The sequence below is a fragment of the Klebsiella sp. CN_Kp100 genome, from assembly GCF_040065315.1.
GTDB classification, from domain to species: domain Bacteria; phylum Pseudomonadota; class Gammaproteobacteria; order Enterobacterales; family Enterobacteriaceae; genus Klebsiella; species Klebsiella oxytoca.
Genome location: NZ_JBEAIJ010000023.1, coordinates 1 through 661 on the forward strand (window position 1 = coordinate 1; position 661 = coordinate 661).

A 661-nucleotide genomic window follows, 5' to 3' on the forward strand; every position below is an offset into this window, starting at 1 on the left:
TTTGCTCTTTAAAAATCTGGATCAAGCTGAAAATTGAAACGACACACTGTTCAAGTGTGTTCGAGTCTCTCAAATTTTCGCGACACGATGATGTTTCACGAAACATCTTCGGGTTGTGAGGTTAAGCGACTAAGCGTACACGGTGGATGCCCTGGCAGTCAGAGGCGATGAAGGACGTGCTAATCTGCGAAAAGCGTCGGTAAGGTGATATGAACCGTTACAGCCGGCGATGTCCGAATGGGGAAACCCAGTGCAATTCGTTGCACTATCGTTAACTGAATACATAGGTTAACGAGGCGAACCGGGGGAACTGAAACATCTAAGTACCCCGAGGAAAAGAAATCAACCGAGATTCCCCCAGTAGCGGCGAGCGAACGGGGAGCAGCCCGGAGTCTGAATCAGCTTGTGTGTTAGTGGAAGCGTCTGGAAAGTCGCAGGGTACAGGGTGATACTCCCGTACACTAAAACACACAGGTTGTGAACTCGAAGAGTAGGGCGGGACACGTGGTATCCTGTCTGAATATGGGGGGACCATCCTCCAAGGCTAAATACTCCTGACTGACCGATAGTGAACCAGTACCGTGAGGGAAAGGCGAAAAGAACCCCGGCGAGGGGAGTGAAAAAGAACCTGAAACCGTGTACGTACAAGCAGTAGGAGCCC

General features: G+C 50.5%; 1 rRNA gene. It reads left to right on the forward strand.

From position 1 onward, the window contains the following. Window positions 1-119 precede the first annotated feature (119 nt). A 23S ribosomal RNA gene (locus ABLV12_RS08765) occupies window positions 120-661 on the forward strand; the annotation flags it as partial.